This is a genomic window from Streptomyces sp. UNOB3_S3 (assembly GCF_020740895.1).
Classification (GTDB): domain Bacteria; phylum Actinomycetota; class Actinomycetes; order Streptomycetales; family Streptomycetaceae; genus Streptomyces.
Genome location: NZ_JAILXP010000459.1, coordinates 1 through 5,087 on the forward strand (window position 1 = coordinate 1; position 5,087 = coordinate 5,087).

Annotated in this window: 7 protein-coding genes; 5 read left to right on the forward strand and 2 right to left on the reverse strand. The window is 74.1% G+C overall.

Features of this window, described 5'->3' with window-relative positions; genetic code table 11:
• The 4 genes from K6I33_RS31635 to K6I33_RS31650 form a co-directional block, all read left to right on the forward strand.
• The coding region (locus K6I33_RS31635; RefSeq protein WP_229357987.1) for a suppressor of fused domain protein at nt 1-409 on the forward strand (409 nt) is incomplete at its 5' end.
• 119 nt (nt 410-528) lie between these two features.
• A complete protein-coding gene (locus tag K6I33_RS31640) occupies nt 529-1,170 on the forward strand; it encodes a DUF6758 family protein (protein WP_229357988.1) in 642 nt (213 codons plus the stop codon).
• Nucleotides 1,171-1,268: 98 nt separating this feature from the next.
• Nucleotides 1,269-2,132 (forward strand): PHP domain-containing protein, encoded by an 864-nt coding sequence (locus tag K6I33_RS31645; RefSeq protein WP_229357989.1) that lies wholly within the window; start codon nt 1,269-1,271, stop codon nt 2,130-2,132.
• A 205-nt stretch (nt 2,133-2,337) separates the two neighbouring features.
• On the forward strand, nt 2,338-2,943 hold the full coding sequence (locus K6I33_RS31650) for a MarC family protein (RefSeq protein ID WP_229357990.1): 606 nt from the start codon (nt 2,338-2,340) through the stop codon (nt 2,941-2,943).
• A 75-nt stretch (nt 2,944-3,018) separates the two neighbouring features.
• Here K6I33_RS31650 and K6I33_RS31655 read toward each other — a convergent pair whose 3' ends face one another.
• Complete coding sequence (locus tag K6I33_RS31655; RefSeq protein WP_164737832.1) at nt 3,019-3,171, reverse strand: hypothetical protein; 153 nt, start codon at nt 3,169-3,171, stop codon at nt 3,019-3,021.
• A gap of 311 nt (nt 3,172-3,482) precedes the next feature.
• Between K6I33_RS31655 and K6I33_RS31660 the strand changes: the two genes are divergently transcribed.
• Complete coding sequence (locus K6I33_RS31660) at nt 3,483-4,262, forward strand: VOC family protein (RefSeq protein WP_229357991.1); 780 nt, start codon at nt 3,483-3,485, stop codon at nt 4,260-4,262.
• A gap of 3 nt (nt 4,263-4,265) precedes the next feature.
• On the opposite strand, the gene K6I33_RS31665 is transcribed toward K6I33_RS31660, so the two are convergent.
• Nucleotides 4,266-5,087: alpha/beta fold hydrolase (locus tag K6I33_RS31665; protein WP_229357992.1), on the reverse strand; the 822-nt coding region annotated here is incomplete at its 5' end.

A 5,087-nucleotide genomic window follows, 5' to 3' on the forward strand; every position in this document is an offset into this window, starting at 1 on the left:
GGCCACCCTCGCCGACCCCCTGCGCGGCCCCCGCGCCGAGCTGGTCCTCTCCGTGCGCCCGGGCCGCGCCGACACGGACAAGGTGCTCCGCCCGCTCGCCGTCCTCGCCGCGTCACCGCAGGTGGAAGGGGTCGTGGTGGCGCCCGGCGCCTCCCTGGACACCGGTGGGCCGCTCTGGCCCGGGGCGCCCTTCACCTCCGTGCTCGTCGCGGAGTCCGGCGGCCTGGTCGAGGACCTGGAGCTGGACGCCCCGCTGGATCCCGTCCGCTTCCTCCCCCTGCTGCCGATGACGCCCAACGAGGCCGCGTGGAAGCGCGTCCAGGGCGCCGCCGCCCTGGAGGAACGGTGGCTGCGGCACGGCACGGATCTGCGCGACCCGCTGCGCGCCGGGGTGCCGCTCGGTGGGTGACCGGCGGGTGGCCGGCGGGCGACGCGCCGGCCGGGGTGTCCCGAAGGGTGGGGACGCCCCGACTCCGGACGGGTGATCGTCCTTGACGCGGGGGCGCCCTGGTAGGACCGTTGGAGGCTATGAGGGGCGAACCCAGTTGCCCGAAGTGCGGTGGCCGGGTGCGCGCGCCCGGTCTCTTCGCCGACTCGTGGCAGTGCGCCGTGCACGGCACCGTGCACCCTCTGCAGCCGGTCGTCCCGCCGAGCGTCGAGGCCCTGGCCGTCGCGGTGGGGCGGGCCCGGGTGCCGGTCTGGATGCCCTGGCCCCTGCCCGTCGGCTGGCTCTTCACCGGTGTGGCCTGCGCGGGCGACGACCGCGCGGGCGCGCGGGCGACCGCCGTCGCCTGCTCGGGGCCCAGCCCGCTGGGCGGCCCCGGAGAGCTGCTGCTGATCGCCGAGGAGCTCGGCGTCGGCCTCGGCGCGCGCTACGCCGGCGTCGACGGCCCCGACCCCGGCCCGTACCTCCGCGTCGACCGCTCGCCGCACGCCAAGGTCCACGCGGCCGGGCGCCCCACCCCGCTCTGGCACGTCGAGGGCGCCCCCGGCGACCGGGCCGTCTTCGCGGGCGAGGCCCGGGGGCTGTGGCTATGGGCGATCGTGTGGCCCGAGCGGTCGGGGCTGCTGATGTACGACGAGCTCGTGCTGACGGACCTGCGGGACGCCGGCGCGGAGGTCGACCTGCTGCCGTGCGGGGCGCTGTCACCGCGGATCCTGTCGCCCTGAACCGGCCGCCCCGGAACCGGCGCCCGGCACCACGTCTCCCACGACCGTTATCCTGAATCGGTCCTGTCCTGTTCCGGTCGCTGTCGGGGAGTCGTGTCGTGCGCATCGATCTGCACACCCACTCCACGGCCTCGGACGGCACGGACACCCCCGCCGAGCTGGTGCGCAACGCGGCCGCCGCCGGGCTGGACGTCGTCGCGCTGACCGACCACGACGGGGTCGGCGGGCACGCCGAGGCCATCGCGGCCCTCCCCGCCGGGCTCACCCTGGTCACCGGCGCCGAGCTCTCCTGCCGCTTCACCGGCCCCGACGGCTTCAGCGTCCACATGCTGGCCTACCTCTTCGACCCCCACGAGCCGGAGCTCGCCCGCGAGCGCGAGCTCGTGCGCGACGACCGCGCACCGCGCGCCCGCGCCATGGTCGCCAAGCTCAACGAGCTCGGTGTGCCCGTCGCCTGGGAGCGCGTCGCGCGCATCGCCGGCGACGGGGCCGTCGGCCGCCCCCACGTGGCCACGGCCATGGTCGAGCTCGGCGTGATCGACAGCGTCTCCGACGCCTTCACCTCCGAGTGGCTCGCCGGCGACGGCCGCGCCTTCGTCGAGAAGCACGAGCTGGACCCCTTCGACGCCATCCGCCTGGTCAAGGCGGCCGGCGGGGTCACCGTGCTCGCCCACCCCCTCGCCCTCAAGCGCGGCAACTGCGTCTCCGAGGGCCGGATAGCCGAGCTGGCCGCCGCCGGCCTGGACGGTGTCGAGGTGGACCACATGGACCACGACGACGCCACCCGCGCCCGGCTGCGCGGCCTCGCCGCCGACCTCGGCCTCCTGCCCACCGGCTCCAGTGACTACCACGGCAGCCGCAAGAGCTGCCGCCTCGGCGAGTTCACGACCGACCCGGAGATCTACGGGGAGATCACGCGCCGTGCGACGGGCGCGTTCCCCGTCCCGGGCGCCGGCGGCTGACCACTCCGCGCTCCGGGCCCGGCCGTCCGTCCACGGGCGGATGAGCGCGCCCGTACGTCCTTCCCCCCATCACCGCGCCGACGTGCGCGCGGCGATCGTCCGAGGCCGTACGAGCCGTTCACGCACGCCCTCCCCGGGCCTCCCCGAGGCGCCCCCATACCTCTCTCCTCCGCTCCTGCTCGCTCCGCACCCGCAAGGCCCTCACGTGTTCGACATCGCTGTCTTCGGTTCCCTCTTCCTCACCCTGTTCGTGATCATGGACCCGCCCGGGATCACGCCGATCTTCCTCGCCCTCACCGCGGGCCGCCCGGCCAAGGTCCAGCGCCGCATGGCCTGGCAGGCGGCGACGGTCGCCTTCGGCGTGATCGCCCTCTTCGGCATCTGCGGCCGGCAGATCCTCGACTACCTCCACATCACCACCCCCGCCCTGATGATCGCGGGCGGTCTGCTCCTGCTGCTGGTCGCGCTGGACCTGCTCACGGGCAAGTCGGAGGAGCCCAAGCAGACCAAGGACGTCAATGTCGCGCTCGTGCCGCTGGGCATGCCGCTGCTGGCGGGCCCCGGTGCGATCGTCTCGGTGATCCTCGCGGTGCAGCGCGCCGACACGGCGGCCTCGCAGGTCTCGGTGTGGTGCGCCATCGCGGCGATCCACGTCGTGCTCTGGGTGGTGATGCGGAACTCGCTGCACATCATCCGTGTGATCAAGGACGGTGGTGTGGTGCTGGTGACCCGGCTCGCCGGCATGATGCTCTCGGCGCTGGCAGTGCAGCAGATCATCAACGGCATCACCCAGGTGATCCAGCACCACTGACGCTTCCCCGCGAACGCGGAACGCCCCCGTACGGTCGTCGTACGGGGGCGTCCGGCTTTCCGGAGCGCGTCGGCGCTACCGGACCGAGGAGTCGGCTGGGCGGATATAGATGCGCTGGCCGATGGAAGCGGCCTGCTGCACGATCCGGTTGACGGAGGCGGCGTCCACGACGGTGCTGTCGACGGCGGTGCCGTCGACGTCGTCCAGGCGCATGATTTCGAAGCGCAAGGCTTCTCCCTTCGTCTGATCCTCCTGCGGAGAACGGTGAACAGTGACGCGCGCGGCGACTTTGCGGCGCGCGTTCCTGGTGTGTCCAACGAGTTTAACGCTCGAAACATTCCCTACGCTAAGGAAATTTTTAACATGACTAATGAGTGACCGGGTGGTGACCGGTAACCCCCCTGACGGCCGCGCGTGCCGGAGTGCGTTCGGGGGGAGCGAGTGGAACCCTGGTCCCGGAGCACCCGGACGCGGAGACCCCCGGATGTAGAGAGCCCCGGACGTAGAGACCCCCGGACACGGAAACGAGGCGATCGGCGATGGCGGCCACGGAGGGCGCCGGGCTGGGACAGCCCTGCTGGGTGAGCCTGCTGACCGCCGACCTCAAGGCGTCGCAGGACTTCTACGGAGCCGTGATGGGCTGGACGTTCCGGGCCGGGACGTTCGGCGAGGGCTTCTCCGTCGCGATCTCCGAGGGCAAACCCGTCGCCGGGCTGACCGACGCCGCCCGCAGCCTGGGCGTGGCCGCCGCCTGGACCTCGTACTTCGCCGTCGACGACGCCGACATGGTGGCCTCCCGGGTCCGCGAGCGCGGCGGCACGGTCGCGGTCGGCCCCCTCGCGGTCGGCCGCGGCCGCGTCGTCCTGGCGGCGGACCCGATGGGCGCCGTCTTCGGCTTCTGGGAGGGCCGCAACATCCCCGGCTGGCGGATCGGCTCCGGCTCCGCGCCCGCCTGGCTGGAGCTCCGCACCCGCGACGCCTTCGCGGCCGCCATGTTCTACGGCGAGGTCTTCGACTGGGCGATGGACCGCCCCGGCCGCTGCGAGGTCCGCTACGAGGACGACGCCGTGACCGTCCGCGCGGGCGGCCGCACCGTGGCCTCGCTGCGCGGCGGGGCCGTCGAGGCCGACCCCGACCCGCGCGTCCGCCCCCGCTGGCACGTGTACTTCCGCGTCGACGACGCCGAGAAGGCCGTGGAGGCCGCCCTCGGCGAGGGCGGCGCGGTCGTCTCCGAGCCGGCCCCCTCACGGGTGGGACGCGAGGCGACCCTGCGGGACCCCGAGGGGGGCCTCTTCACGGTCACCGAGAAGACGGGCTAGGTCTCAGGGCCGGGCCGCGTCGTCCCAGAAGCGCACGAGCGCCTCGGCCGTGGCGGCAGGCTGCTCGGCGTTGGGGGAGTGGCCCGCGCCCCGGATCACCGTGCGGACCGCCGACAGCTTCCCGGCCATCGCGTCGATCTCCGGCACCGGCCAGGCGTAGTCCAGCTCCCCGGACACCACGTGCTTGGCCAGCGGCACCCGTGCCAGCTCGGCGGTGCGGTCGGGCTCGACCGTCAACTGGACGCCGGTCGCCTTCAGTTGCTCGGGGACCGTGCGCATCCAGCGGTGGTGGAGGAACTCCGTCAGCTCCGGCGGGGTGTCGACGGACGCCGCGGCCTCCGCCCCCTCGCGCTGCATCTCCCGCCAGACGCTCTCCATGTCCAGCATGCCGAGCGCCTGGACGAGCAGACGCGTACGGGCCTGCTGCGACGCGGAGATGGCGCCGGGGCCGCTGCTCATGACGGTCAGCGAGCGGAAGGGGGACGCGTCCGCGAGCACGGCGGCGCGGGTGATCAGGCCGCCGAGGGAGTGCCCGAGCAGATGCACGTCGCCGCCGAGCGCGGCCGCCTGCGCGAGGACGTCGCGGGCCAACTCGTCCTGCGCGTACGCCGCCTCGTCGCGCGGCCCCGGGCTCTCGTGCTGCCCCCGCCCGTCCACGGCCACCACCCGGAACCCGGCCGCGGCCAGCGGCTGGAGCAGCGCGATGAAGTCCTCCTTGCTGCCGGTGAACCCGGGCACGAGGAGGGCGGTGCCACGGGGGGCGGCGGGGCGCGCGTCGTGCACGGCGAACTCCCCGCGGGCGGTGGCGAGGAAGTACGCCTCGGC

Coding starts and splice junctions, on each gene's coding strand:
- K6I33_RS31640 (WP_229357988.1), top strand. CDS start 529: ATGAGGGGCGAACCCAGTTGCCCGAAGTGCGGTGGCCGGGTGCGCGCG.
- K6I33_RS31660 (WP_229357991.1), top strand. CDS start 3,483: ATGGCGGCCACGGAGGGCGCCGGGCTGGGACAGCCCTGCTGGGTGAGC.